The organism is Pseudomonas sp. 8_5_2 (genome assembly GCF_059295255.1).
Genome location: NZ_CM181238.1, coordinates 4,385,465 through 4,408,968, shown reverse-complemented (window position 1 = coordinate 4,408,968; position 23,504 = coordinate 4,385,465). Strand labels below are relative to the sequence as shown.

24 protein-coding genes are annotated in these 23,504 nt (G+C 63.7%); 11 read left to right on the top strand and 13 right to left on the bottom strand.

Translation table 11 applies throughout. The features are described 5' to 3' along the window. Window positions 1-100: 100 nt before the first annotated feature. On the bottom strand, window positions 101-1,282 hold the full coding sequence (locus AC5O5R_RS20235) for an MFS transporter (protein ID WP_494514682.1): 1,182 nt from the start codon (window positions 1,280-1,282) through the stop codon (window positions 101-103). A 107-nt stretch (window positions 1,283-1,389) separates the two neighbouring features. Here AC5O5R_RS20235 and AC5O5R_RS20230 point away from each other — a divergent pair, with 107 nt between their 5' ends. Beyond that, window positions 1,390-2,274 carry a LysR family transcriptional regulator gene (locus AC5O5R_RS20230; RefSeq protein WP_172232457.1) on the top strand — a complete coding sequence of 295 codons (885 nt, stop codon included), beginning with the start codon at window positions 1,390-1,392 and terminating at the stop codon, window positions 2,272-2,274. A gap of 315 nt (window positions 2,275-2,589) precedes the next feature. Here the strand turns inward: AC5O5R_RS20230 and AC5O5R_RS20225 are convergent, their stop codons facing one another. Beyond that, complete coding sequence (locus AC5O5R_RS20225) at window positions 2,590-3,339, bottom strand: 3-oxoacyl-ACP reductase family protein (RefSeq protein WP_172222889.1); 750 nt, start codon at window positions 3,337-3,339, stop codon at window positions 2,590-2,592. A gap of 118 nt (window positions 3,340-3,457) precedes the next feature. Between AC5O5R_RS20225 and AC5O5R_RS20220 the strand changes: the two genes are divergently transcribed. Then, window positions 3,458-4,396, top strand: coding sequence for a LysR family transcriptional regulator (locus AC5O5R_RS20220; protein WP_172222893.1), 939 nt, complete (start codon window positions 3,458-3,460; stop codon window positions 4,394-4,396). Between the two features lie 33 nt (window positions 4,397-4,429). Here AC5O5R_RS20220 and AC5O5R_RS20215 read toward each other — a convergent pair whose 3' ends face one another. After that, window positions 4,430-4,900: a GreA/GreB family elongation factor gene (locus AC5O5R_RS20215; RefSeq protein ID WP_494514681.1), complete on the bottom strand. Its 471-nt coding sequence runs from the start codon at window positions 4,898-4,900 to the stop codon at window positions 4,430-4,432. A 2-nt stretch (window positions 4,901-4,902) separates the two neighbouring features. Continuing rightward, window positions 4,903-5,295 (bottom strand): hypothetical protein, encoded by a 393-nt coding sequence (locus tag AC5O5R_RS20210; protein WP_172222899.1) that lies wholly within the window; start codon window positions 5,293-5,295, stop codon window positions 4,903-4,905. 89 nt (window positions 5,296-5,384) lie between these two features. Here AC5O5R_RS20210 and earP point away from each other — a divergent pair, with 89 nt between their 5' ends. Further along, window positions 5,385-6,518, top strand: coding sequence for an elongation factor P maturation arginine rhamnosyltransferase EarP (gene earP, locus AC5O5R_RS20205; RefSeq protein ID WP_494514680.1), 1,134 nt, complete (start codon window positions 5,385-5,387; stop codon window positions 6,516-6,518). Between the two features lie 48 nt (window positions 6,519-6,566). After that, complete coding sequence (locus tag AC5O5R_RS20200; RefSeq protein WP_172222905.1) at window positions 6,567-7,139, top strand: elongation factor P; 573 nt, start codon at window positions 6,567-6,569, stop codon at window positions 7,137-7,139. 58 nt (window positions 7,140-7,197) lie between these two features. On the opposite strand, the gene AC5O5R_RS20195 is transcribed toward AC5O5R_RS20200, so the two are convergent. The 3 genes from AC5O5R_RS20195 to AC5O5R_RS20185 form a co-directional block, all read right to left on the bottom strand. Continuing rightward, window positions 7,198-7,626: an organic hydroperoxide resistance protein gene (locus AC5O5R_RS20195; protein WP_172285498.1), complete on the bottom strand. Its 429-nt coding sequence runs from the start codon at window positions 7,624-7,626 to the stop codon at window positions 7,198-7,200. 139 nt (window positions 7,627-7,765) lie between these two features. Beyond that, a complete protein-coding gene (locus AC5O5R_RS20190) occupies window positions 7,766-8,221 on the bottom strand; it encodes a MarR family winged helix-turn-helix transcriptional regulator (protein ID WP_172222911.1) in 456 nt (151 codons plus the stop codon). A gap of 57 nt (window positions 8,222-8,278) precedes the next feature. After that, window positions 8,279-9,232, bottom strand: coding sequence for a LysR family transcriptional regulator (locus AC5O5R_RS20185; protein WP_172222914.1), 954 nt, complete (start codon window positions 9,230-9,232; stop codon window positions 8,279-8,281). Window positions 9,233-9,344: 112 nt separating this feature from the next. Here AC5O5R_RS20185 and AC5O5R_RS20180 point away from each other — a divergent pair, with 112 nt between their 5' ends. Then, a complete protein-coding gene (locus AC5O5R_RS20180) occupies window positions 9,345-10,094 on the top strand; it encodes a sulfite exporter TauE/SafE family protein (RefSeq protein WP_172222917.1) in 750 nt (249 codons plus the stop codon). A 126-nt stretch (window positions 10,095-10,220) separates the two neighbouring features. On the opposite strand, the gene AC5O5R_RS20175 is transcribed toward AC5O5R_RS20180, so the two are convergent. Further along, the gene (locus tag AC5O5R_RS20175) at window positions 10,221-11,072 is read right to left on the bottom strand and encodes a LysR substrate-binding domain-containing protein (protein ID WP_172285499.1); all 852 of its coding nucleotides are present in this window, start codon (window positions 11,070-11,072) and stop codon (window positions 10,221-10,223) included. 96 nt (window positions 11,073-11,168) lie between these two features. Here AC5O5R_RS20175 and AC5O5R_RS20170 point away from each other — a divergent pair, with 96 nt between their 5' ends. After that, entirely contained in the window at window positions 11,169-11,387 is a 219-nt protein-coding gene (locus AC5O5R_RS20170; RefSeq protein WP_172222924.1) for a DUF1127 domain-containing protein, read from the top strand. A 117-nt stretch (window positions 11,388-11,504) separates the two neighbouring features. Here AC5O5R_RS20170 and AC5O5R_RS20165 read toward each other — a convergent pair whose 3' ends face one another. After that, window positions 11,505-12,851: a class II 3-deoxy-7-phosphoheptulonate synthase gene (locus AC5O5R_RS20165; protein ID WP_494514679.1), complete on the bottom strand. Its 1,347-nt coding sequence runs from the start codon at window positions 12,849-12,851 to the stop codon at window positions 11,505-11,507. Window positions 12,852-12,965: 114 nt separating this feature from the next. Here AC5O5R_RS20165 and AC5O5R_RS20160 point away from each other — a divergent pair, with 114 nt between their 5' ends. Both AC5O5R_RS20160 and AC5O5R_RS20155 read left to right on the top strand, forming a co-directional pair. Further along, window positions 12,966-13,721, top strand: coding sequence for a spermidine synthase (locus AC5O5R_RS20160; protein WP_172222930.1), 756 nt, complete (start codon window positions 12,966-12,968; stop codon window positions 13,719-13,721). A 476-nt stretch (window positions 13,722-14,197) separates the two neighbouring features. Then, the gene (locus AC5O5R_RS20155) at window positions 14,198-15,889 is read left to right on the top strand and encodes a DEAD/DEAH box helicase (RefSeq protein ID WP_172222933.1); all 1,692 of its coding nucleotides are present in this window, start codon (window positions 14,198-14,200) and stop codon (window positions 15,887-15,889) included. 150 nt (window positions 15,890-16,039) lie between these two features. Here AC5O5R_RS20155 and AC5O5R_RS20150 read toward each other — a convergent pair whose 3' ends face one another. Then, window positions 16,040-16,807 (bottom strand): DODA-type extradiol aromatic ring-opening family dioxygenase, encoded by a 768-nt coding sequence (locus tag AC5O5R_RS20150; protein ID WP_494514678.1) that lies wholly within the window; start codon window positions 16,805-16,807, stop codon window positions 16,040-16,042. Between the two features lie 101 nt (window positions 16,808-16,908). On the opposite strand from AC5O5R_RS20150, the gene AC5O5R_RS20145 reads away from it, so the two are divergent. Beyond that, entirely contained in the window at window positions 16,909-17,559 is a 651-nt protein-coding gene (locus AC5O5R_RS20145; RefSeq protein WP_494514677.1) for a thiopurine S-methyltransferase, read from the top strand. A gap of 52 nt (window positions 17,560-17,611) precedes the next feature. Here the strand turns inward: AC5O5R_RS20145 and htpX are convergent, their stop codons facing one another. Together htpX and AC5O5R_RS20135 are read right to left on the bottom strand one after the other, a co-directional pair. Beyond that, window positions 17,612-18,499: a protease HtpX gene (gene htpX / locus AC5O5R_RS20140; RefSeq protein WP_003259721.1), complete on the bottom strand. Its 888-nt coding sequence runs from the start codon at window positions 18,497-18,499 to the stop codon at window positions 17,612-17,614. A gap of 277 nt (window positions 18,500-18,776) precedes the next feature. Beyond that, entirely contained in the window at window positions 18,777-19,988 is a 1,212-nt protein-coding gene (locus AC5O5R_RS20135) for a pyridoxal phosphate-dependent aminotransferase (RefSeq protein WP_494514676.1), read from the bottom strand. A 167-nt stretch (window positions 19,989-20,155) separates the two neighbouring features. Between AC5O5R_RS20135 and msrB the strand changes: the two genes are divergently transcribed. After that, the gene (gene msrB / locus AC5O5R_RS20130) at window positions 20,156-20,551 is read left to right on the top strand and encodes a peptide-methionine (R)-S-oxide reductase MsrB (protein ID WP_172222947.1); all 396 of its coding nucleotides are present in this window, start codon (window positions 20,156-20,158) and stop codon (window positions 20,549-20,551) included. A 13-nt stretch (window positions 20,552-20,564) separates the two neighbouring features. Next, complete coding sequence (locus AC5O5R_RS20125) at window positions 20,565-21,053, top strand: glutathione peroxidase (protein ID WP_172222950.1); 489 nt, start codon at window positions 20,565-20,567, stop codon at window positions 21,051-21,053. Here AC5O5R_RS20125 and AC5O5R_RS20120 read toward each other — a convergent pair. Further along, window positions 21,043-23,400 carry a hybrid sensor histidine kinase/response regulator gene (locus AC5O5R_RS20120; RefSeq protein WP_494514675.1) on the bottom strand — a complete coding sequence of 786 codons (2,358 nt, stop codon included), beginning with the start codon at window positions 23,398-23,400 and terminating at the stop codon, window positions 21,043-21,045. The genes AC5O5R_RS20125 and AC5O5R_RS20120 overlap by 11 nt on opposite strands. Window positions 23,401-23,504: the final 104 nt, after the last annotated feature.

The window sequence follows — 23,504 nt, the reverse complement described above, 5'->3', positions numbered from 1 at the left end:
GCATTGACCAGCGCCTACTGAGCGCTGCCCGGGCAGGCAAGTCAACGGCAATACGACGGAGGGTAGTGCGGTGCAATGTCGCCCTCAGGCCGGCACGCGCCTACCCAACTGATGTGGCAGGTTTGCGGTTCGCCAGCAGCCACGCCAGCAATGCGAGAGCGCCAATCACCAACCCTGCCACCACAATCCCCATCCAGCCCTGGCGCTGGAACAACTGCGTCCCCAGCAGCGACCCCAGTGCCCCGCCAATGAAATAGCAGGTGATGTACCCGGCATTCAGCCGCGTGCGCGCCTCGGGCCGCAGCGCAATGACTGCGTTCTGGTTGCTCACGTGCACCAGCTGCACCGCCAGGTCGAGCATCAGCACACCTAGCAGCAAGGCCAGCAGCGATTGCTGGGCAAACCCCAGCGGTACCCACGACAGCAGCAACACCACCAGCCCCACCGTGGTCCCCAGCGAGCCCTTGCCACGGTCGGCCAGGCGCCCGGCCCAGTTGGCCGACAGCGCGCCCGCCGCACCGGCCAGGCCGAACAGGCCGATCACTGCATCGGAATAGTGGTACGGGCCTTGCGCCAGCAGGAAGGCCAATGGCGTCCAGAACAGCGCGAACAGGCTGAACGCCAGCAGGCCGAGCAGCGAGCGCAGGCGCAGCACCGGCTCTTCGATGAACAGGCGGAACACCGAGCCGATCAGTGCGGGGTACTTCAAACCAGCATGGCTGTGGTGCTGTGGCAGGCTGCGGTACAGGGCCACGGCGGTGACCGCCATCAGTACGGCAGCCAGCACGTAGATGCTGCGCCAGCCGCCTAGTTCGGCCATGAAGCCGGCAGCGGTCCGCGCCAGCAGAATGCCCAGCAGCAGGCCGCTCATCAGCGTGCCGACCGCGCGGCCGCGCTGGTGCGGCGGGCTCAGCGCGGCGGCCATGGGCACCAGGATCTGCGCCACCACCGAGAACAGGCCGGTCAGCGCGGTGCCGAGCAGCAACCACGGCAGGCTCGGTGCGCAGGCACTGATGACCAGGCCCAGGGTGGCAATGACGGTCATCACGGTGATCAGCCGGCGCCGTTCGAACAGGTCGCCCAGTGGCGCCAGCAACAGCAACCCGGCGCCGTAGCTGAGCTGTGCGGCAATCACGATACTGCCTGCGCTGGCGGTGCTCAGGCCAAATTGCTGGGCAATGCTGTGCAACAGCGGTTGCGCGTAGTAGTTGCTGGCCACGGCCAGGCCGGTGGCGGTCGCCATCAGCAGGATCAGGGCGCGGCTGAGAGTGGGGGTGTTCATGCGGTTCTCGTGGCGGGCAGTAGTAAGTGGTGGTGATTATCTGGAAGTGTCAGGCATGACGCCAATGTATAGTTTTCAACTTATCAATCTCGAAAACAGATAGATCAATGAACCTCAAGCAGCTTGAGTACGCCCTCGCCGTGGCCGACACCGGCAGTTTTACCCGTGCGGCTGAACGTTGCCATGTGGTGCAGTCGGCGCTTAGCCACCAGGTGGCGCGCCTTGAGGCACACCTGGGCGTCAGCCTGTTCGAGCGCAGTTCGCGGCGGGTGCGCCTGACGCCTGCCGGCGAGGCCTTTGTGCTCAGCGCCAGGCCGGCGGTGGAGGCGGCCCGGCGCATTGCGGATGATGTGGCGGCGGCTTGCGGCCAAGTGCGTGGGCGCTTGGCGATTGGTGAAATCAGCTCGCTCACCGCGCTGGATCTGGTCGACCTGCTGGCGGTGTTTCACGGCCGTTACCCGGATGTGGACGTGCGCTGGCTTACGGCCAAGAGCGAATTGCTGATCGCCGATGTGATCGAGCGGCGCCTGGACGTAGGTTTCATCGGCCTGTGGCAGGGCGAAGTGGTGCAGGGTGTGCAGCATCGTTTGCTGGCCAGGGAAGCGCTGGTGGCGTTGTTGCCGCCGGGCCATCGGCTGGCGGGCAGGGCGCAGCTGGCGCTGGCCGATCTGGCCGGTGAAGTGCTGGTGGACTTCCCCGAAGGCACCGGGGCGCGACGGCAGACGGACGAGGCGTTTCAGGCGGCGGGGTTGCAGCATCGGGTGCAGTTCGAGATTGGGCATGTGCGTCTGGTCGAGAAGTTCGTGCAGCGGGGCATGGCGGTCGGCCTGGTGCCGGAGCGGGTGGCCGAAGGTATAGACGGCGTGGCGGTGGCGCGGTTGGTGGATGCGCCGGTGCGGCACCTTTATGCCGTGTGGTCATCCAGCCCGACACCGGCCGCCCGGGCGTTTTTGGAGGTGATGGAGCAGAGTTTGGGGGCTGGCGAAGGATGAGCCTTGTTCTATGGTCATGGAATCTCTCATTGGGATTGCATCAGGGCTGACAGGTGCTTGCCGCAAGATATGCAGCGCCTGTGAGATCGAGCGCCGCCCGCGCGGCGCTTCGCGGGTAAACCCGCTCCCACATTTGTTGCAACGTACCAAACCTGTCAGGCCATGGTTGTCAGCCTTGTTGGCTTGACTGGATTTCTCGGTGGGCATTACTGCAGCCTCACCTGTCTCAAGTCCGTGCACTAAGGCGGGCAACCCGATGCGATTACAAAAACAGCAGACTTGCCCGCACACAGCCCCACACAGGCAACCCTCCAATCAGGCCGCAAACCCCCCATCCACTGTCAAACTGGCCCCGGTGATGTACCCCGCCTCAGGCCCCGCCAGGTAAGCCACGAAGCTGGCAATCTCATCGGCCTCGCCATACCGCCCGATCGCCATCAGCGGGATCAGGCTTTCGGCAAACTCGCCGCTGGCCGGGTTCATGTCGGTGTCCACCGGCCCTGGCTGCACGTTGTTCACGGTGATGCCCTGCGGCCCCAGGTCACGGGCCATGCCGCGGGTCAGGCCAACCAGCGCCGACTTGCTCATGGCATACGGCGCGCCACCGGCAAACGGCATGCGTTCGGCGTTGGTGCTGCCGATATTGATGATGCGCCCACCCTGGCCCATGTAGCGCGCCGCGGCCTGGCTGGCGACGAACACGCTGCGCACGTTGATGGCGAGGGTGCGGTCGAAGTCTGCCAGGTCAAAGTCTAGCAATGGCGCCACGGCAAGCACGCCGGCGTTGTTGACCAGGATGTCGAGCCTGCCGAAGGCCTTCACGGCGTCATCCACGGCCAATTGCACAGCAGCGGCATCGGCGCTGTCGGCGCGCAGCGCCAAGGCCTTGCCACCAGATGCCTTGACTTCATCGACCAGGGCCTTGGCCGGGCCTTCGGAACTGGCGTAGGTAAAAGCGACCTGTGCGCCTTCCTTGGCCAGGCGCCGCACGATGGCCGCACCAATGCCACGGGAACCGCCCTGTACCAGGGCCACTTTGCCTTCGAGGGTAAATTGCTTGGACATGCTCATCTCCTGCTGGAAGCCAGGCTGAAATGCCTTGGATGGGCGCAGTATCGGCGCTCGATTACCTGCTGATAAGATGGCAATAACTATCAGCAGAGTAAACCTTTGGTTGCCAATCATGGCCATGGAATCGTTCAACGCGTTGGAGTGCTTCATCCGCAGTGCCGAGGTCGGCAGTTTTGCCGAAGCCGCCAGGCGCCTCAGCATCACCCCGGCTGCCGTGGGCAAGCATGTTGCCCAGCTGGAAGCGCGGCTGGGGGTGCGGTTGTTCCAGCGTAGTACCCGCAAGCTGACCTTGACCGAAGCGGGGCAGCGTTTTCTTGGGGAGATCAGCGATAGCTTTCGCACTATCCAGTACGCCGTGGCCAACCTGGCCAGTTCCGAAGGCCAGCCTGCCGGGCTGCTGCGGGTGAGCATGGGCACGGTATTCGGGCGTTTGTATGTGTTGCCCTTGCTGGCTGAATTCCTTCGGCGCTACCCGGCCATTACCCCGGACTGGCATTTCGACAACCGCCAGGTGGACCTGATCGGCCAGGGTTTCGACGCAGCGATTGGTGGCGGTTTCGAGCTGCCGCCGGGGGTGGTGGCGCGCAAACTGACCCCAGCCCACCGGGTGCTGGTGGCGGCGCCGGGGTATCTGGATCGGCATGCACCGATCAACGACCCGCAGGTACTGCAGCGGCATGACGGCATCCTGATCCGCTCACCGCAAAGCGGGCGGGTGCGGTCGTGGCCGTTGACCAGCCGCTGGCAGGCGCAGCAGCCGCTGCAACTGCGCCAGGCGATGACCATGAGCGATTCGGATGCGGCGTGTGCGGTGGCCGAGCAGGGGTTGGGGGTGGCCCTGGTAAGCCTGCCGTTTGCCGTGCCCTACCTGCAGGCCGGGCGCCTGCGGCGGGTGTTGCCGGACTGGTACGTAGACGATGGGCATATCAGCCTGTATTTCGCCCAACACAAGCTGTTGCCCGGCAAGACCCGGGCGTTTGTCGATTTTGTCGTGGAGCAATTTGCCGAGCAGGGGTTGGCGGGGCGCTTCGATGCCTTGCAAACCCTTTGACTGTGTAGCGCCTGTGCCTGTCAAGAGGCCAGTTCAGACCACATCCACTATGAACAGTACCTGCGGCCCCAGGTTCACCTCGTCATCCACCTTCTTGCCGAGCAATTGCTGCCCCAGGGGCGAGCGCGGGGTGATCACCGTCACCAGTTCATCCCCCTGGCCAATCTTCAGGCCGGCAGCCTCGGGCCCGAGGAACACCCGGCGCTGGCCGCCGTGCTCATCTTCCAGCGTCACCAGGTTGCTGACCTGCACCCCGCGCGCCGGGTCATGCTCACGCAGCAGCAACTGCTGGTAGATCAGCAGCGCCTGGCGGATTTCGGCGCTGCGGCGGGCTTGCCCGGTAGCCAGGTACGAGGCTTCCAGCCCGAGGGTGTCGTACTTGTTCTCGGCGATGTTCTCTTCGGCGGTGGCGGTTTCGTAGGCTGTTTGCGCCGCACGGGTCAGCACCTCCAGATCATGCTCGAGGGTGGCGACGATCTGTGCCAGCAGGTGGGGCTTGTTCATGATCAGTAGCAGAACTCCAGCACGTTGGCCTGGCTTTTGTCGGTGGGCGCGGTGCGGTTCTGCTGCAGCCAGAACTGGCACCTGGGGCTGTTGAGGTTGCGCGGGTTGCCCTGGGCGGCATCGGCAGCCTGCTGCTGTTGCTGTTTGTTCAGGATGTGTTGGTAGCGTTCGAACATCTCACCCTGCGCGTCCATCGGCTGTGCCGCCGGGGTTACAGCCGGCGCGAGCGCCGGGGCCACGGCCTGGGCCACCGGCAGTACCTGGGCCGGCCACAGTTGCAGGGCCAGCCACAGGCTCAGGGCGATGGCGACGGCGCCAAGCCAGAGGCCGAAGGCTACACAGAGTATCAACGGCAGCGGCTTCAAAGTGATCTTCAGTTCACGTGGGCGGGGCATGGCTACCTCCTTGGCAGGGTGGGGCGGGGTGCATTGTCGCATGCTGTCGGGCAAAATCCGCGTTTTTCAGTAGGCAAGGGGAGGGGCACATGAAAGCCACCTGGGACATCTTCTGCAGCGTCGTCGACAACTATGGCGACATCGGCGTGACCTGGCGCCTGGCTCGCCAGCTTGTCGCTGAGCACAACCTGGCGGTGCGCCTGTGGGTGGATGACCTGAATGCCTTTGTGCCAATGTGCCCCGGGGCGGATGCCACTGCCGCCCAGCAATGGCAGCACGGCGTGGATGTGCGGCAGTGGCCGGCGACCTGGTTGCCGGTGGCGCCGGCCGAGGTGGTAATCGGTGCGTTCGCCTGCCTGCTGCCGCCTGCGTATGTAGATGCGATGCGCGCGCGCTCCGTGCCGCCGCTGTGGCTCAACCTCGAATACCTCAGCGCCGAAGACTGGGTGGAAGGTTGTCATGGCTTGCCCTCGCCACAGCCCAACGGCCTGCGAAAGGTGTTTTTCTTCCCCGGCTTTACCGAAAAAACCGGTGGCCTGCTGCGCGAGGGTTCGCTGCTGGCACGGCGTGACGCGTTCCAGCAGTCTGCCGACGTTCGCCAGGCATTCCTGCACGGGCTTGGCGTGCATCCAGCGCCGGGTGCACTGCTGATCTCGCTATTCGCCTACGAAAACCCGCAGTTGGCCAGCTGGCTCGATGCCTTGGCCACCGACGCCCAGCCCTGCCACTTGCTGGTACCGCAAGGGCGGGTTGTTGCCGGCCTTGGCCAGTGGCTGGGCGAAGCGCAGTTGAACGTAGGTGCGGTGCACAAGCGCGGGGCGCTGACCGTGCAAGTGTTGCCTTTCGTCAGCCAGGACGATTTCGACCGGCTGCTCTGGAGCTGTGATTTCAATGCGGTGCGCGGCGAAGACTCATTTGTACGCGCGCAGTGGGCCGGTCAGCCGATGCTATGGCACATCTACGTGCAGGACGAAAATGCCCATTGGGAAAAGCTCGAAGCATTTCTCGGGCATTATCGACGTGGCCTGTCAGACGCTGCCGACGCCGCACTGCTTGGCCTGTGGCGTGCCTGGAACATGGGTCGCGACATGGGCCTGGCGTGGCAAGCGGCCCGCCAGCATTGGCCAGAACTGCAGCAGCACGCCCGCGATTGGGCAGCCCGGCAGGCCGCTCAGCCGGACCTTGCCATGACGCTGGTACAGTTTTACCGAAATTGGCTATGATATGCGGCCTCGATTTTTATAAATCCATCCAGATTCGGATACTTCGCAATGAAAACTGGTAAAGAACTGAAACCCGGTACCGTCCTGCGGATCGACAACGACCCGTGGCTGGTACAAAAAGCTGAGTTCACCAAATCGGGCCGTAACAGCGCGATCATGAAGACCAAGCTGAAGAACCTGCTGACCGGCTACAAGACCGAAACCGTCTACGGTGCGGACGACAAGCTGGACGACGTGATCCTGGATCGCAAAGAAGCGACCCTGTCGTTCATCAGCGGTGACTCGTACACCTTCATGGACACCACCGACTACACCATGTACGAGCTGAACGCCGAAGACATCGAGGCCGTTCTGCCGTTCATCGAAGAAGGCATGGAAGACATCTGCGAAGCCGTGTTCTTCGAAGGCCGCCTGGTATCGGTTGAACTGCCGACCACCATCAGCCGTCAGGTTGTCTACACTGAAAACGCTGCTCGCGGCGACACCTCGGGCAAGGTCATGAAGCCTGCCAAGCTGAAGAACGGTACCGAACTGCAGGTTGCCGACTTCATCAACATCGACGAGTGGATCGACATCGACACTCGTGAAGGTGGCGTGTACAAGGGCCGTTCCAAGAAGTAATCCTTCTTGCGAACTGCAAAAAAACCCGGCCAAGGCCGGGTTTTTTTATGCCTGGGATTTACACGGTCACATGCAACCGAACGTCCACATTACCGCGTGTAGCGTTGGAATACGGGCACACATGGTGCGCCTTTTCCACCAGCGCTTCGGCATCGGCCTGTGCCAGGCCCGGCAGGTTGATGTGCAGGTCGATGTCCAGGCCAAAACCGCCCGGGATCTGGCCGATGCCCACCTTGGCGGTGATCGACGCATCGGCCGGCAGGGCTTTTTTCTCTTGGCCGGCGACAAATTTCAAGGCGCCGATGAAGCAGGCCGAGTAGCCGGCAGCGAACATCTGCTCGGGGTTGGTGCCTTCACCCCCTGCGCCGCCCAGCTCCTTTGGGGTGCTCAGCTTGACTTCCAGCTTGCCGTCGCTGGAGCGGGATTTACCGTCACGCCCACCGGTGGAGGTGGCTTCTGCGATGTACAGCGGAGTGACCTTTTGCATCTTGAGCCTCGCTAATGTGCTGTGCGCTCCCTGTTGCAGGAGGGCAGGGTTGGTGTGGGATTTAAATTAGCGCGCAATTAGTTTGCGCGCAAGATAAATAATTACCGGTCCGCCGAACGGCCATTGCACAGCATAGCAATCAGAGGTTTTTCTGCAGGTTCTCGCGCAGGTTCAGCAGGTCAGCCTGCAGTTGCTGAAGCTGCTGCAGGCTGCGCCCGCTGGCCTTCAGAATGCACTGCGGCACGTCCTTGGCCTTGTCTTGCAGGTCGCGGCCTTTGTCGGTCAGTTGCACCATCACCACCCGTTCGTCCTCGCGGCTGCGGTTGCGCTGCAGCAAGCCTTCGCTTTCCAGGCGTTTGAGCAGTGGGGTCAGCGAGCCCGGGTCGGTGAGCAGGTGCTGGCTGATCTCGCCCACGGTCAGCCCGTCACGTTCCCACAACACGAGCATGGCCAGGTACTGCGGGTAGGTCAGGCCCAGGGCCTGCAGCAGCGGTTTGTAGACTTTGGTCATCAGCAACGAGGTGGAGTGCAGGGCGAAACAGACCTGGTTGTCCAGCAGCAGCTCGTCACAGGAGGCTTGGGTGTCGGCGTTCATGCAGGTCCTTGGAATAATCAATGGGATAGTCTGGCACGCTGATCATTAGTGCGCGCGTTACTGGCGCAGTTCACTGCGCAAGGCCAGGTCCCAGGGTGGAATCGGGCTGAAGCGGCTCTTGAGAAATTCGAGCAGCAAACGGCTGCGAGAGTTCGTTTCATGTGCCAGGCGTAGCGCGTATATACCACTGGTCTCGGCTGCGGGCAGGCCGCCGTCGCAAAACAGCGGTATCAACTCGCCACGCAGCAGGTATTCGCTGATCAGCCAAGTGGGCAGGTGGGCGATGCCCAAACCGGCCAGCGCGCCGAACAGCAGGGTTTCGGCGTTGTTGGCGGCCATGCGCATGCGCGCGGGGCGGTACAAGCGGGTTTGCCCGGCCACGCTGAAGCGCCAGGCGAAAGGCGGCGCCAGGCCGTCCCAGTCCAGGCCGTGGTGCCCAGGCAGCTCGCTGGGGCAGGTGGGTATGCCGCGGCTGGCCAGGTAGGCAGGGCTGGCGCAGGCGATGCGCACCATGTACGCCAGCGGCGTGGCGACCAGGCGGGTGTCGGCCAGCGGGCCGGCGCGCAACACCAGGTCGACCTCGCCCAGGTGGCTGCCATGCATGTCGACAAAGCTGTCGATCAGGCGCAGTTGAACGTCCAGGCCCGGGTATGCCACCAGGAAATCAGCGATGGCCGGGGCCAGGTGACGACGACCGAAGGCCGCGGGGGCGTCGATGCGGATCAGGCCTTCGGGGGCGCTGCTCAGCGACACTGCCTCGGCCCGGGCCAGGCGCAGTTCCTCGATAATGCGCCGGGCCCGCTCGGCGAAGGCGTTGCCGGCGGGTGTGGCACGCACGGCGTGGGTGCTGCGGGTGAACAGGCGGCTGCCGACGGCGCTTTCCAGGTTGTCGATACGCCGGGCCACGGCCGATGGGGTCAGCGGGTGGCGGCGGGCGGCGGCGGAAAAGCTGCCAGTCTCGAGCACATCGAGAAACAGGCTCAGTTGGTCGGTCAGGGTGTCGGGGCTCATGGGTGCCTTGGTTTTGCGGAAAACGCACAGCCATTGTGCGTTGCTGTGCGTTTCCCCGCTAGCGCGCAATCGTTAGCATGCTCGCATTCATAGACAGGCGGACGAGGCCCTGATGATCGAGTGGTTGTTGTATATCGTGCTGGGCGCTGCGCTGGGCACCATGGGTGGCCTGTTCGGCATAGGTGGCGGGCTGATCGCGATTCCGGCGCTGGGCGTGCTGTTTGGGCTGGACCAGCAGCTGGCGCAGGGCACGGCATTGGTGATGGTGGTGCCGAACGTGCTGCTGGCGCTGTGGCGCTACCACCAACGCAACCGCATCGAGCTGCGCCACGCAGTACCGCTGGCGCTGTGCAGCTTCCTGTTCGCCTGGCTGGGATCGATCTGGGCAGTGGGGCTGGATGCGCACTCCATGCGCCTGGGCTTTGTCGGCTTTCTGGTGGCGTTGGCGGTGTGGAACGTGGCGCGCATGTTCATGAGGGTTACGCCGCCCAGTGCCGAGTTGCGCTATGCCTGGCCCTGGTTGGGGGTGCTAGGTAGCTTTGCCGGCACCATGGGCGGGTTGTTCGGGGTAGGTGGGGCGGTGGTGGCCACGCCGATCCTGACCAGCGTGTTCGGTACCACGCAGGTGGTGGCGCAGGGGCTGTCGCTGGCGCTGGCGGCGCCGAGTACCCTGGTGACGCTGGTGACCTATGGCGTGCACCAGAGCGTTGACTGGGGGGTGGGGATTCCACTGGCGGTGGGTGGCATGCTCAGCATCAGCTGGGGGGTGAGGCTGGCCCATGCCTTGCCGGAGAAGGTACTGCGGGCGATGTTCTGCGTGTTCCTGGTGGTGTGCGCGGTGATGCTCGGCTTTGAACTTTGAGAATTTGGGGCCGCTTTGCGGCCCATCGCCGGCAAGCCAGCTCCCACAGGCACCCCACAGTGTTCGGGCCTGTGATAACCCTGTGGGAGCTGGCTTGCCGGCGATGGGGTGCGAAGCGCCCCCGGCTTACTTGAACCCTTCGACGATATAATCGGCCATGCAGTCAGTAATCGGTGAAGGGTTCTGGGTACTGCGCACCAGCATCACATTGGCCACTGGCAACTGCGGTAGCCCATCCTGTTCACCCAATATGCGGATGTTTCCGCCAATCAGGCTTTGCAATTGCGCCGTCACCGCCAGCCCCGCTGTGACAATGGCAAAGATCGCCGCCAGGCTTGGGCTGGTATAGGCAATGCGGTAATCGATGCCCTGTGCCTCAAGCGCATTGCACGTCCAGGCGCGGCAGAAACAATCGGTGTTGAACAACGCTACAGGCATCGGCCGTTGCTCCTGCGGGCAGAAGCCTTCGGCAGCCGCCCATACCAGCCGTTCCTGACGCAGCAGCTGGCCAATCTCGTTGCCCGGTTCACGGGTGACGATGGTCAGGTCCAGGTCCTGGCGCAGCATCAGTTGTCGCGACGAATCGCAGTGCACCTCAACCTGGATCAGCGGGTAGGCCTGGGCAAAACTGGAGAGAATGGTCGGCAGAAAGCGCATGGCGTAGTCGTCTGGCGTGCCGATGCGCACCTGCCCGACCATGTGTGGCATGCGCAGGGTGTTGAACACCTCGCCGTGCAGCTTGAGGATGCGCCGCGCATAGCCCAGCAGCACCTGGCCCTCGGCGGTCAGGCGTACCTGCCGACCATCACGCTCGAACAGCTGACGCTGCAGGATGTCTTCCTCCAGGCGTTTCATCTGCATGCTCACCGCCGACTGGGTGCGGTTGACGACCTCGCCGGCACGGGTGAAGCCGCCTTGTTCGGCGATGGCGACGAAGGTGCGCAGTACGTCCGGGTCGAGGCTCTGGTACTGGGACATTGCATCAATCTCCGAGATGCATGGCATCAGAAACATTCGTTGGATTGATCTTAAGCCCGGCGTGAAACTGAGGCCATCAACACGGAGGGCTTCACGATGAAAGGTCAAGTCAGCAGCATCCGGCAACCTGTGCTTTCCCTGAATCACCTGTGGCATGTTGCCTTGCAGCGCCCGTTGCGCTGGCTGCAACTGCACCGTCAGCGGCGGGAGCTGGCCAGTCTCAGCGATGCGATCTTGCATGACCTGGGGTTGAGCAGGGCAGATATCCAGCAAGAGGCCGAGCGGCATTTCTGGGATGATCCGCTGCGTAAATAGGCTGAGTTTGTCGGTGGGCTTACCGGCCTATTCGCGGGCACGCCCGCTCCCACAGGTACTGCACAGCTCTCAAGTCTTGTGCAAAACCTGTGGGAGTGGGCGTGCCCGCGAATGCTTTTAGCGCCGCACCTGCTTGAGCGTCTCGGCAATCAGAAAGGCCAGCTCCAGCGACTGGTCGGCGTTCATCCGTGGGTCGCAGTGGGTGTGATAGCGGTCCGACAGCGCATCCTCTGTGATCGGCCGGGCGCCGCCGATGCACTCGGTGACGTTCTGCCCGGTCATCTCGATATGGATGCCGCCGGCATGACTGCCCTCGGCCTGGTGCACCTGGAAGAACTGCTTCACCTCGTCCAGGATCTGCGCAAAGTCACGGGTCTTGTAACCGCTGCTGGCCTTGATGGTGTTGCCGTGCATCGGGTCCGAGCTCCACAGCACCTTGCGCCCTTCGCTCTCGACGGTGCGGATCAGCCCCGGCAGGTGATCGCCGACCTTGCTCGCACCCATGCGCACGATCAGGTTCAAACGCCCCGGGTCGTTGGCCGGGTTGAGCGCGTCGATCAGGCGGATCAGCTCTTCGGGATTCATGCTGGGGCCAACCTTGACCCCGATCGGGTTGTGCACGCCGCGCAGGAACTCGACGTGGGCCCCGTCCAGCTGGCGGGTACGGTCGCCGATCCACAGCATGTGCGCCGAGCAGTCGTAGTAGTCGCCGGTCAGGCTGTCCTGGCGGACAAAGGCTTCTTCATAGTTCAGCAGCAGTGCTTCGTGGGCGGTGAAAAAGCTGGTTTCGCGCAGTTGCGGCGCGCTGTCCAGGCCGCAGGCGCGCATGAACGCCAGGGTCTCGTCGATGCGGTTGGCCAGCTGGTGGTACTTGTCGGCCAGCGCCGAGTTGGCGATGAAGTCCAGGTTCCACTTGTGCACTTGGTGCAGGTCGGCAAAGCCGCCCTGGGCAAAGGCACGCAGCAGGTTGAGGCTGGCGGTGGCCTGGTGGTAGGCCTGCAGCAGGCGCTCCGGGTCGGGGATGCGGCTTTTCGGGTCGAAACCGATGCCGTTGACGATGTCGCCGCGATAGGCTGGCAGGGTGATGTCGCCGATGGTTTCATCGCCCGCCGAACGTGGCTTGGCAAACTGCCCGGCCATGCGCCCCACCTTGACCACCGGGCAGCCGGCGGCAAAGGTCATGACAATGGCCATTTGCAGCAGCACCTTGAAGGTATCGCGGATTTTTGCCGCCGAGAACTCGGCGAAGCTCTCGGCGCAGTCGCCGCCCTGCAGCAGGAAGGCGCGGCCTTCGGTGACCTCTGCAAACTGCCGGCGCAGCTCGCGTGCCTCGCCCGCGAACACCAGCGGCGGGTAGCTGGCCAGGGTTTGCTCAACCTTCAGCAGGTGCGCGGCATCGGGGTAGGTCGGTTGCTGCTGGATCGGCAGGGCACGCCAGCTGTCGGGGCTCCACGGTTGGTTCATCTCGGGCTCGGTCTTGTAGGTTATAGGCTTCAGGCCATGGTATCAGTTGGCGCTGTGCTTGTTGCATCACGGGTGTTGACGGACAATGCGCGTTTTGCGCGGGCGGGTGTGAGCATGACGGCGGAACGGGAAGAGCGGCTACTGGCACGGGTGGAGGATGCCTTTGGCGTCATCAGCGTGTATGAAGTGGACGACTACCGCTTTCTGGAGTTCGGCGATGCCATCGAGCAGAGCTGCGTGTTCACGGCCGACCCCAGCTGGCTGGAGTATGACTACACCCGCGCCATGCTGGTCGGGGCGCTGTGCCATCCGCAACCGGAGAGCGCGCTGTTTCTTGGCCTGGGTGCCGGCACGCTGACCCAGGCCTGCATGAAGTTCCTGCCGCTGGAAGACATCGAAGCCATCGAGCTGCGCCCGGACGTGCCGCGCCTGGCCATGGAGCACCTGGGCCTGGATGACGACCCGCGGCTGTACGTGCGTATCGGCGATGCCCTGGAGTTGCTGCCCACGGCAGAGAAGGCCGACCTGCTGTTCGTCGACCTGTATACCGACCATGGGCCGGGGGTAGGGCACCTGGCGTGGAAGTTTCTGGAAAACTGCCAGCAGCAGCTGAACCCGGGTGGGTGGCTGGTGATCAACCAGTGGGCCACCGATGACGGCAAGCCGCTGGGCGCGGCGTTGCTGCGCGGGTTGTACCACCGGCATTACTGGGAGTTGCCGGTGAAGGAGGGCAATGTGATATTGCTGGTGCCGGCGGACCTGGAGCAGATGCTGGATATGGACGGGCTGCGAGCACGGGCGCAGGCTTTGGCCCCGACCTTGGGGTATGGCCTTGAAGGGTTGATCCGCGAGATTCGCCCCGCTACTTGATGAAACTGTGCTGTGGCTGCTGGCCCTATCGCCGGCAAGCCAGCTCCCACAGGGGGCGCTTTTGGCTTTAGATTCATGTACCCCTTCGCGAGTGCAGTGATCTCAATCCTGATGCTGTCCCTGTGGGAGCTGGCTTGCCGGCGATAGGGCCGGTGCAGGCAGTAAAGCATTATCGATTCAGCCCCAGGCCATCTGATGGCCCGATACTGGCGCCGCACCCTGAAAATATTCCTCACTTCCTGCGCTATTTCGGGTATAGTACGCGCCGGTCTTTTAGCGGACCTCAAAATCAGGTGGTGCAAATCCTCCGAGTCCAGCTTCGGCTGCACGTCCGCTAGGCGGACCTTCCCAAGTTTTCTTTTTCAATCGTTTTCGCAAATCCCCGCCGACAAAGCTGCCTGGGTGACCTTCCGGTCTTTCAAGGCATGTGCAGCTTTGCAGCATGGGTCTTTGCGGATGCACTTAGAGGCAGACCCATGACCCAGGAAACCGGCGGCTTCGCCGCTCTCGATCTTAATCCGAATATTGTTGCTGCCGTTCTGGCGACCGGCTACGAAGAGCCGTCCGCCATTCAGCAACAATCGATCCCGATCATCCTCGCCGGTCACGACATGATCGGCCAGGCGCAGACTGGCACCGGCAAGACCGCTGCCTTCGCCCTGCCGATCCTCAACAAGATCGATGTGAGCAAGCGCGAGCCGCAAGCCCTGATCCTGGCGCCAACCCGTGAGTTGGCGCTGCAAGTTGCTACCGCTTTCGAAACCTACGCCAAGCAGATGCCGGGCGTTAACGTGGTAGCTGTATACGGTGGTGCCCCGATGGGCCCACAGCTGCGTGCCATCCGTAACGGTGCGCAAATCGTCGTGGCCACCCCAGGCCGTCTGTGCGACCACCTGCGTCGTGACGAAAAAGTCCTGTCGACCGTGCAGTACCTGGTACTGGACGAAGCCGACGAGATGCTGAAGCTGGGCTTCATGGATGACCTCGAAGTGATCTTCGACGCAATCCCGGCTACCCGTCAGACCGTGCTGTTCTCCGCTACCCTGCCGTCGTCGATCCGCTCGATCGCCGAACGCCACCTGCGCGAACCCAAACACGTCAAGATCCAGAGCAAGACCCAGACCGTCACCGCGATCGACCAGGCCCACCTGATGGTCCATGCCGACCAGAAGATCCCGGCTGTGCTGCGCTTGCTGGAAGTGGAAGAGTTCGACGCGCTGATCGCCTTCGTACGTACCAAGCAAGCCACCCTGGACCTGGCCGCCGCGCTGGAAGCCAAGGGCTACAAGGCTGCCGCGCTGAACGGCGACATCGCCCAGAACCAGCGTGAGCGCGTGATCGAATCGCTCAAGGATGGCCGCCTGGACATCGTCGTCGCCACCGACGTCGCTGCCCGTGGCCTGGACGTACCGCGCATCACTCACGTGTTCAACGTCGACATGCCGTACGACCCCGAGTCCTACGTACACCGTATCGGCCGTACCGGCCGTGCCGGTCGCGATGGCCGTGCACTGCTGCTGGTCACCCCGCGTGAGCGCCGCATGCTGCAGGTGATCGAGCGTGTTACCGGGCAGAAAGTTGCCGAAGCCCGCCTGCCGAACGCTCAGGCTGTGCTGGATGCCCGCATCAAGAAGCTGACCTCGAGCCTGGCGCCGCTGGTAGCCGAAGCAGAAGCCACCCATGGCGAACTGTTCGACCGCCTGACCGCCGACCTGGGTTGCAGTGCCCGTGCCCTGGCTTCGGCCCTGCTGCGCAAGGCCACCAATGGCCAGGCGCTGGACCTGGCAGCGGTAGAGCGTGAGCAGCCGCTGGTGCCGGGCGTGGGTGCCCCGCGTGGCGAGCGTACCGAGCGCTCGGACCGTGGCGAGCGCAGCGACCGTGGTGATCGTGGTGACCGCGAGCGCCGTGCGCCGCTGCCGCTGGCCGAAGGCCGCGTACGTTGCCGTACTGCCCTGGGTGCCCGTGACGGCATCGCAGCCAAGAACCTGCTGGGCGCGATCCTCAACGAAGGTGGCCTGGCCCGTGATGCGATCGGTCGTATCCAGGTGCGCGACAGCTTCAGCCTGGTCGAGCTGCCGGAAGACGGCCTCGAGAAGCTGCTGACCAAGCTCAAGGACACCCGCGTGGCCGGCAAGCAGCTGAAGCTGCGTCGCTATCGCGAGGATTGATCCTGGCGCAATAAAAAAATCCCCGGCCTCGGCTGGGGATTTTTTTTGCCTGAACCATTTTGCGGCTGCTGCGCAATCCATCGCGGCGCGCGGTCCCCTGTAGGAGCGGCCTTGTGTCGCGAAAGGGGTGCAAAGCGCCCCCGGCGATCTTCAGTCGAACCGATAAATGTCCATGCCCAGCGCTCCCAGGGTGAACCCCTGGTGCACCACCCCAAACCTGCCCCCAGCCCCCAGGGCAAAGAACAACGGCAGCAAATGTTCGTCACTCGGATGGTTACGCACGGCAAACGGCGCCTGCTGCCGATAGCCCAGCAATGCCTCCTGATCATCCGTCCGGAGCTTCTCCACCACCCAATCCCTGAACGCCAGCGCCCAAGGCTCGATCACCTCGGGCCCGGCGTGCCAGTCCAGCTCGCCCAGGTTATGGGTAATGCTGCCCGAGCCAATCAGCAGCACACCTTCGTTGCGCAACTGCGCTAGCGCCTGGCCGACCTTTACCTGCAGCAGCGGCCCCCTGTGGCTGGGCAGCGAAACCTGCACCACCGCAATACTGGCCTCCGGGTACATCAGTGACAGCGGCACCCAGGCGCCATGGTCGAATGGCCGCTGCGCGTCCAGCCGCGCTGGCAACCCCGCAGCCTGCAACAAGTCACTGACCTGGCCGGCCAGGCCGGGCTCGCCGGGCGCGGGGTATTGCGCCGCATACAAGGCGGGCGGGAAGCCGTGGAAGTCGTGCCAGGTTTGCGGCTGTGCACTACCGGTTACCAGCAGTTCGCGGCTCTCCCAGTGCGCCGACACCACCACGATCGCTTTCGGCCGTGGCAGAGCGTTGGCGAGCCCGGCCAGGGCTGGGCCACTGGCACCGGGGTGCAGGGCGAGCATGGGGGAACCATGGGAGATGAACAGGCTGGGCAGCATGGCGGGGTCCTGAGGGTTAAGATGCACTCATCTTCGAGCAAGTACAGATCGAAATCCAAACCAAGTTTTACCAACAAACCATCTAAAAATCGGGAGTGATCATGGAGCCAGCGTTCTGGCAGCAGCGATGGGCAGACAATCAGATCGGCTTTCACCAGGCGCAGGTGAACCCCTACCTGCAGCAGTACTGGCCACAGCTGCAGCTGGCGCCGGGCAGCCGCGTGCTGGTGCCGCTGTGTGGCAAGAGCCTGGACCTGGTCTGGTTGGCGGGGCAGGGGTATCGGGTATCGGGCGTGGAGCTGTCGCGGCGGGCGGTGGAGGATTTCTTTCGCGAGCATGGTCTTGAAGCCGAGGTGCGGCAGTGCGGGGCCTTTGAGGTGTGGCGCAGTGGTGACCTGGAGCTGTGGTGTGGCGATTTCTTTGCGCTACGCAGTGAGGACATTGGCGACTGCGTGGGGCTTTATGACCGGGCGGCGCTGATTGCGTTGCCGGTAGAAATGCGTGCGACGTACATGCAGGCGCTATCGGCTTTGTTGCCGGAGAGTTGCCGAGGGTTGGTGGTGACGCTGGAATATGACCAGTCGCTGCTGGCCGGGCCGCCGTTTTCGGTGGGGGATGGAGAGTTGCGGCGCGGGTTTGCCGGCTGGCAGGTAGTTGAGCTGGAGGGGGTGCAGGTGATCGGGAGCAGCCCGAAGTTTGTGCAGGCCGGGGTATCCAGTTTGCTGGAGCGGGTTTACCGGGTCAGCCGCTGACAGGCGTACAAAAAAGGGCGACCGAAGTCGCCCTTTTCGTTTGCCTGATGAATCAACCGCGACGGCGCAGGGCTTCGATACGGTCTTCCAGTGGCGGGTGGCTCATCAGCAGCCCGGCCAGACCGTGCTTGAGACCGCCGTTGATGCCGAACGCCTTCATGGTGTCGGGCATGTGCACCGGCAGGCCTTGCTCCACGCGCAGGCGCTGCAGGGCGCCGATCATGGCGGCGGTGCCGGCCAGTTGTGCACCGGCTTCGTCGGCGCGGTACTCGCGGCGGCGCGAGAACCACATCACGATCATGCTGGCCAGGATGCCCAGGATCAGCTCGGCAACGATGGTTGCCACGTAGTAGGCGATGCCCTGGCCTTCTTCATTCTTGAAAATGACCTTGTCGACGAAGTTGCCGATGATGCGGGCGAAGAACATCACGAAGGTGTTCACCACGCCCTGCACCAGCGCCAGGGTGACCATGTCGCCGTTGGCCACGTGGCCGATTTCGTGGGCCAGCACCGCGCGCACTTCATCGGGCGAGAATCGCTCCAGCAGGCCCTGGGAAACCGCTACCAGGGCGTCGTTGCGGTTCCAGCCGGTGGCGAAGGCGTTGGCCTCGTAGGCGGGGAAGATACCCACCTCGGGCATTTTGATGCCCGCCTCGCGGGACAGCTCCTCGACCGTTTGCAGCAGCCATTGCTCATGGCGGGTGCGCGGCTGGCTGATGATCTGGGTGCCCGTGGTCATCTTCGCCATCCACTTGGAGATGAACAGCGAGACGAGGGAGCCGGCAAAGCCGAACACGGCGCAGAACACCAGCAGGCTGCTGAGGTTGAGATCGACGCCGTTGGCCGCCATGAACCCGTTGAAACCGAACAGGCTCAGGGTAATGCTTGCAACCAGCACCACCGCAAGGTTGGTGGCTACAAACAACAGAATGCGCATCATGGTTGTTACGTTCTCCTGACGGATAAGTTGTCGCTTACTGCGGGGTATATAAGGGCCCTGCGGCGCTGATTCAATCGGGCGACTATTTCAAACTGTGTACGGCGGAGTATGGCAGAGGATGGCGTGGGGGCTTTGGGGTAGAGCGTTGCAGGATGTAAGAAATGGTGTTCACTTTGAGAATTGCGGCGCCTAGGAGATCGAGCGCCGCCCGCGCGGCGCTCGATTTCCGCGCCACCACCTACCCCCCGTCGAACCCTCTCGCCACCCCAATCAAACCCTACTGCGAATACCCCTTCAGGAAATTGCCAATCCGCCCAATCGCCGCTTCCAGGTCATCCACCCGCGGCAAGGTCACCACGCGGAAGTGATCCGGCCACGGCCAGTTGAACGCGGTACCCTGAACGATCAGCAGTTTCTCTGACAGCAGCAAGTCCAGCGCGAACTTCTCGTCGTTGAGAATCGGGCAAACCTTCGGGTCGATCCGCGGGAACGCATAAAGCGCGCCCATCGGCTTCACGCAGCTTACCCCGGGGATGTCGTTCAGCAGCTCATAGGTGCGGTTGCGCTGCTCCAGCAGGCGGCCCGGCGGCAGCACCAGGTCGTTGATGCTCTGGTAGCCGCCCAGCGCGGTCTGGATGGCATGCTGCGCCGGCACGTTGGCGCACAGGCGCATGTTGGCCAGCATGTCGATGCCTTCGATGTAGCTTTGCGCGTGGTGCTTGGGCCCGGAGATGATCAGCCAGCCGGAACGGAAGCCTGCCACCCGGTACGACTTGGACAGGCCGTTGAAAGTCAGGCACAGCAGGTCGGGGGCCAGCGAGGCGGTGCTGATGTGCACGGCTTCGTCGTACAGGATCTTGTCGTAGATCTCGTCGGAGAACACCACCAGGTTGTGCTGGCGTGCCAGCTCCAGCATGCCCAGCAGCAGCTCTTTGGAATACACCGCGCCGGTCGGGTTGTTCGGGTTGATGATCACCAGCGCCTTGGTATTGGGGGTGATCTTGGCCTTGATGTCTTCAAGGTCGGGGAACCAGTCGGCCTGCTCGTCGCACAGGTAATGCACCGGCTTGCCACCGGCCAGGCTCACGGCGGCGGTCCACAGCGGGTAGTCCGGCGCCGGGATCAGCACCTCGTCGTTATTGTTCAGCAGCGCCTGCATCGACATCACGATCAGCTCGGACACACCGTTGCCGAGGTAGATGTCCTCGATGGTGACGCCTTCGATGTCCTTCTGCTGGCAGTACTGCATCACCGCCTTGCGCGCGCTGAACAGGCCCTTGGAGTCGCTGTAGCCTTGTGCGGTGGGCAGGTTGCGGATCACATCCTGAAGGATTTCATCGGGCGCCTCGAAGCCAAACGGCGCCGGGTTGCCGATGTTCAGCTTGAGGATGCGGTGGCCTTCCTCTTCCAGGCGCTTGGCGTGCTTGAGCACTGGGCCGCGAATGTCGTAGCAGACATTGGCGAGCTTGTTCGATTTGCTGAACTGCATGATGGGATCCCGGTTGAGAATACGCACAATGCCCCGCCGAAAGGTTTGAAAGGGCAGGGCGCGGGTGCCAGACTGAACGCCTGGCACACGAAGCCAACTAATATACGTGCCACCCGCGCCCCGGAAAAGACGGCGCGGGGTGAAATTCAGCCTGCCGAGGTCCCTACATGAAAAAGATCGAAAAAACCCTGGATGAATGGCGGTCGATGCTCGACCCCGAGCAGTACCAGGTCTGCCGCCTGAAGGGCACCGAGCGACCGTTCAGCGGCAAGTACAACAGCGAGCGCCGCGACGGCATCTACCATTGCATCTGCTGCGGCCTGGCGCTGTTCGATGCGCAGACCAAATTCGACTCCGGCTGCGGCTGGCCGAGCTTCTACGCACCGATCGAAGACAGCGCAATGATCGAGATCCGTGACACTACCCACGGCATGATCCGCACCGAAGTCACCTGTGCCAAATGTGATGCGCACCTGGGCCACGTGTTCCCCGATGGCCCGCCACCGACCGGCCTGCGTTACTGCATCAACTCGGTGTGCATCGACCTGCGCCCGCGCGACTGACAGGAGCCCGACCATGGCTGCATCGATGCTGGACATCCCCTGCGTGACCCTGGGCGGCGAGCACAAGAAGCTCGGCGACTTCCCGGGCAAGCTGCTGCTGGTGGTGAATACCGCCAGCCAGTGCGGTTTTACCCCGCAGTACAAAGGCCTGGAGCAGCTGTGGCAGCACTACCGCGAGCGCGGCCTGGTGGTGCTGGGCTTTCCGTGCAACCAGTTCGGCAAGCAGGAGCCGGGCGAAGCGCGGGAGATTGCGCAGTTCTGCGAGCGCAATTTCGGCGTGAGCTTCCCGCTGTTTCGCAAGGTCGAGGTCAACGGCGCGGGGGCGCACCCGCTGTTTGTCGAGCTCAAGCAGCGTGCGCCGGGCATTCTGGGTAGCCAGAAGATCAAGTGGAACTTCACCAAGTTCCTCGTCGATCCGGCCAGCGGCCAGGTCACGCGCTATGCCCCCACTACCAAGCCGCAAGCCCTGGAAGCGGACATCGAGCGCCTGCTCAGCCGTTAAGCGGCACCCAGTGGTCGACCAGCGCCAGTAGCTCTTCGCGGCGAAACGGCTTGGCCAGGTAGTCGTTCATGCCCGCCGCCCGGCAGCGTTCGCGCTCTTCGGGCATGGCGTTGGCGGTGAGGGCGACGATTGGCAGATCTGGCCAGCGCCCGCTGTGGCGGATGCGCCGGCTGGCCTCGTAGCCATCCATCACCGGCATGTTGCAGTCCATCAGTACCAGGTCGAACGCGTCTTGCTCCAGCAGCTCCAGGGCCTCGGCGCCCTGGGTGGCCAGTTGCACCTGGCAGCCGAGCTTGGCCAGCATGCCCTTGGCCACCAGCTGGTTCACCGGGTTGTCTTCCACCAGCAGAATCCGCGCGCGGCCTTGCTCGCGGCTGATGGCGGGGCTGGCCAGCGGGTGCTCGGGCTCCTGGCCTTGCAGGGTGCGGCGCAGGGTCTGGTACAGGGCGTTGCGGGCCAGGGGCCGGGCCAGTTGGTGCAAGGGGGCGAGGGCCAGCGACTGCTCACTGGACAGGAAATTGCCATAGGCGGTTACCAGCAGAATCGGTATTTTCAGGGCCGGGCGCAGCTCGAACAGGTGGTCCACATCGTCAGTGATCAACAGGTCGATGGTGGCGGCGTCCAGCGCAGTGACGCTGTCATGGCGCTGATAGCTCAGGCCCCAGCCGGGCAGCAATTCCTGCAGCAGTTCATTGAGACCGCTGCCGGCGGCGCTCAGCGCTGCCACACGGCCATGCAGCGGCGCCGGCGGGATTGCTTCGGTGTGCACGGCCAGCGGCAGCTCGGCGGTAAACCAGCTGCCAAAGCCCGCTTCGGAGCGAATGTGCAGGTGGCCGTGCATGGCCTTGCACAGGTTGCGGGTCAGTGCCAGGCCCAGGCCGGTGCCGCCGTACTGGCGGGTAATGCCGGCGCCGGCCTGGGTGAACGGCTGGAAGATGCGCGCCTGGGCGTCTTCGGGGATGCCGATGCCGGTGTCGCGCACTTCCAGGCGCACACCGCCGACGATGGCCACCAGGCGCACGTCCACGCGGCCGAAGCGGGTGAACTTGAGCGCGTTGGACAACAGGTTGCTGACGATCTGCCGCACCCGTGTGGGGTCGCCGAGCACGCTGCTGGGGAAGTCGCGGGCGATCAGGCAGGTCAGCTCGACGCTTTGTGCGGTGTTTTGCGACAGCAGGTTGGCGGTGTCTTCGACCATCGAGCCCATGTCGAAGGCGATGCGCTCCAGCTCCAGCTGGCCGGCGTCGAACTTGGACAGGTCGAGGATATCGTTCAGCAACTCCACCAGCACCTTGCCCGAGTCGTGGGCGATTGCCAGTTGCTGGCGCTGCTCGCTGGGCAGCGGGCTGTCCAGCGCCAGGGCGATCATGCCGAGCATGCCGTTTAACGGGGTGCGGATTTCGTGGCTCATGTTGGCCAGGAAGGCGGCGCGCGCCTGGGCCATGTCCAGGGCACGGCAGCGAGCGATCTCCAGCTCCTGGTTGGACAGGCTCAGGCTGCTGTTGCTGGCTTTCAGCTCATTGGTGCGCGCCGAGACGATGTCTTCCAGCTCGTTGAGGTACTGGGTGAGGCGGTTTTCCGCCGTGCGCCGCTGTTCGATCTCGGTGGCCATGCTGACGAACTGCTGGTTGGCGACCTTCACCAGCACGCCGATTTCGTCGTGCTCGTGGCCGTGTGGGCATGCCAGGCGGGTTTGCCGCGGCTTGCGCGGGTCGCTGCCGCTGAGCGCGCCGATCACGGTTACCAGCGGCTTGGTCAGCATCATGTAGAACAGCCCCAGCAGGATGCCGGTGAGCACCAGGCTGCGGGCAAAGCCGTTGAGCAGGGTAATGCCGGCACGCTCCAGGAAGCGGCTGCCGAAGGCATAGGTGTCGACGTCCAGGTAGAGGGTGCCGAGGTACTCCTCGGGCATGTGGGTGAGGTACAGGCGCTCGTCGAGCTGGCGCTTCTCGCCGAACAGGAAGTCGCTCAGTGGCCGGTAGCGATCCTCCAGGCGGGGGCGCTCGACATCGGCCAGCACCGTGTCGTTGTTGTCGATCAGCCGTGCGCGGATGATTGCCGGCGACTGCAGCAGGCCGCGGGTGAGCTCCAGCGCCAGCTCCGAGTCGATGTTGTAGGCGATGCGCGAGGCCGGGTTGTGGCTGATTTGCAGCAAGGCACGCACTTCGCGGTTGATGGACGCGTCTTCGCTGGCATAATCGATGCCGATCTGGATGAGACTGAGCAATGTTCCCAGGATGAAGCCGACCAGGACTGTCAACCGGGCTTGCTTGTATGACAGGCGATTGGTGAACTTGATATCCATGAGTCCCGAGCCGGTTTCACGTCCCTTGCGCTGCGCAAGCATAGCCGAATAGCCCCGGCTGCTGGCGGGCCTGTCACACATTCAGCCTTGATAGCTCACCGGCCTGTACCGGCCTCTTCGCGGCTGAAGCCGCTCCCACAGGGATA

What these genes read in the sequence shown, in the direction of transcription:
- AC5O5R_RS20215 (WP_494514681.1), bottom strand. Translation starts at nt 4,900, where the DNA reads ATGAACAAGCCCCACCTGCTGGCACAGATCGTCGCCACCCTCGAGCAT.
- AC5O5R_RS20225 (WP_172222889.1), bottom strand. Translation starts at nt 3,339, where the DNA reads ATGTCCAAGCAATTTACCCTCGAAGGCAAAGTGGCCCTGGTACAGGGC.
- AC5O5R_RS20210 (WP_172222899.1), bottom strand. Translation starts at nt 5,295, where the DNA reads ATGCCCCGCCCACGTGAACTGAAGATCACTTTGAAGCCGCTGCCGTTG.
- AC5O5R_RS20165 (WP_494514679.1), bottom strand. Translation starts at nt 12,851, where the DNA reads ATGAACCAACCGTGGAGCCCCGACAGCTGGCGTGCCCTGCCGATCCAG.
- AC5O5R_RS20200 (WP_172222905.1), top strand. Translation starts at nt 6,567, where the DNA reads ATGAAAACTGGTAAAGAACTGAAACCCGGTACCGTCCTGCGGATCGAC.
- earP (WP_494514680.1), top strand. Translation starts at nt 5,385, where the DNA reads ATGAAAGCCACCTGGGACATCTTCTGCAGCGTCGTCGACAACTATGGC.
- AC5O5R_RS20135 (WP_494514676.1), bottom strand. Translation starts at nt 19,988, where the DNA reads ATGCAGTTCAGCAAATCGAACAAGCTCGCCAATGTCTGCTACGACATT.
- htpX (WP_003259721.1), bottom strand. Translation starts at nt 18,499, where the DNA reads ATGATGCGCATTCTGTTGTTTGTAGCCACCAACCTTGCGGTGGTGCTG.
- AC5O5R_RS20180 (WP_172222917.1), top strand. Translation starts at nt 9,345, where the DNA reads ATGATCGAGTGGTTGTTGTATATCGTGCTGGGCGCTGCGCTGGGCACC.
- AC5O5R_RS20235 (WP_494514682.1), bottom strand. Translation starts at nt 1,282, where the DNA reads ATGAACACCCCCACTCTCAGCCGCGCCCTGATCCTGCTGATGGCGACC.
- AC5O5R_RS20230 (WP_172232457.1), top strand. Translation starts at nt 1,390, where the DNA reads ATGAACCTCAAGCAGCTTGAGTACGCCCTCGCCGTGGCCGACACCGGC.
- AC5O5R_RS20145 (WP_494514677.1), top strand. Translation starts at nt 16,909, where the DNA reads ATGGAGCCAGCGTTCTGGCAGCAGCGATGGGCAGACAATCAGATCGGC.
- AC5O5R_RS20125 (WP_172222950.1), top strand. Translation starts at nt 20,565, where the DNA reads ATGGCTGCATCGATGCTGGACATCCCCTGCGTGACCCTGGGCGGCGAG.
- AC5O5R_RS20170 (WP_172222924.1), top strand. Translation starts at nt 11,169, where the DNA reads ATGAAAGGTCAAGTCAGCAGCATCCGGCAACCTGTGCTTTCCCTGAAT.
- AC5O5R_RS20175 (WP_172285499.1), bottom strand. Translation starts at nt 11,072, where the DNA reads ATGTCCCAGTACCAGAGCCTCGACCCGGACGTACTGCGCACCTTCGTC.
- msrB (WP_172222947.1), top strand. Translation starts at nt 20,156, where the DNA reads ATGAAAAAGATCGAAAAAACCCTGGATGAATGGCGGTCGATGCTCGAC.
- AC5O5R_RS20220 (WP_172222893.1), top strand. Translation starts at nt 3,458, where the DNA reads ATGGCCATGGAATCGTTCAACGCGTTGGAGTGCTTCATCCGCAGTGCC.
- AC5O5R_RS20185 (WP_172222914.1), bottom strand. Translation starts at nt 9,232, where the DNA reads ATGAGCCCCGACACCCTGACCGACCAACTGAGCCTGTTTCTCGATGTG.
- AC5O5R_RS20195 (WP_172285498.1), bottom strand. Translation starts at nt 7,626, where the DNA reads ATGCAAAAGGTCACTCCGCTGTACATCGCAGAAGCCACCTCCACCGGT.
- AC5O5R_RS20150 (WP_494514678.1), bottom strand. Translation starts at nt 16,807, where the DNA reads ATGCTGCCCAGCCTGTTCATCTCCCATGGTTCCCCCATGCTCGCCCTG.
- AC5O5R_RS20160 (WP_172222930.1), top strand. Translation starts at nt 12,966, where the DNA reads ATGACGGCGGAACGGGAAGAGCGGCTACTGGCACGGGTGGAGGATGCC.
- AC5O5R_RS20155 (WP_172222933.1), top strand. Translation starts at nt 14,198, where the DNA reads ATGACCCAGGAAACCGGCGGCTTCGCCGCTCTCGATCTTAATCCGAAT.
- AC5O5R_RS20190 (WP_172222911.1), bottom strand. Translation starts at nt 8,221, where the DNA reads ATGAACGCCGACACCCAAGCCTCCTGTGACGAGCTGCTGCTGGACAAC.
- AC5O5R_RS20120 (WP_494514675.1), bottom strand. Translation starts at nt 23,400, where the DNA reads ATGCTTGCGCAGCGCAAGGGACGTGAAACCGGCTCGGGACTCATGGAT.